Raw genomic sequence first — 961 nt, forward strand, 5'->3', positions numbered from 1 at the left:
TCCAGCCTTGCAGCTCTCAGTCAACATCTCCCTTTTGCCAAATTGAGTGTTCCCATTCTCGGACTTGCAACTTATTTTTTGTGGAAAAAAGATAAAAAAGACCGCTTTTCCGAGTAAAATATGTAAAACTGTCACTCTAAATCCCCCCCTCAATGTGCTTTCTTTTATAACAAAAGAAAGCACATTTTTTTCCTCATAGTCTCTTTAGCTTCTTCAAGTGCCTGAAAAGAAATCCCCTTCATTTTGAATAAAAATTCCATAGAACCGCTTCCCTTTCAGATGTCCCCATTTTTCATAAACATGGCAACATGAGGCAAAGCTTGCATTAAAAGTTCTGGTTTGATTTGAAGCAATTGGTTGCTTTTTGAAGGCAAGGTATTTTCAGTTTTACCTTTTCTCTATTTTTTCATAAGCCTTTTTTCATGACCATAGGTCACATCAGTAGTTTGCGTGTGTTCAGATTTTACTGAACACTCATTTTTGTTACAATGACTATTTTGTTTAGGGGAAAAAACACGCTCCCACATAGTGCTGTAGTAAGCAACCTATCAAAAAGCAAGCTTTAAACCCAACAAATTTCCATAACGAGCGTTGTCCACCAAGGACCGTGTGGATTATAATTAACTTTTTTCTGATAAGATTCGCAGTAGAGTATTGTCTTCATTAAAATTAAATAGCGCTTAAGAGGACGCTTTATCAATAATGGTCAATGGGATTATAGCTTCCATGATCTCTTCGCCAATCTTCAGGTGTTTCAAATTTGCTTGACCACAAGCCTCTTTTTGCTTTTTGAGCCGCAGATTGTAAGTTTTTATAGTCTGCGGGTGATGGGAAATTATGCTGATCTTTTGTCAAAACCATCAACCCTTCTGTCAGCCCCAACTGTGCAAGATCAACCCCATCCACAAAACATTGTGCATAATGAACCTGTTGAATGACACGTGCTTGGCGACACGTAACA

General features: G+C 38.0%; 1 pseudogene. It reads right to left on the reverse strand.

The window, feature by feature from the left end:
- Positions 1-696 precede the first annotated feature (696 nt).
- Positions 697-961, reverse strand: a pseudogene (locus ACFIO3_RS14050) (nuclease); the annotation flags it as partial.

Source organism: Bartonella sp. AD328YNZD, assembly GCF_042196425.1.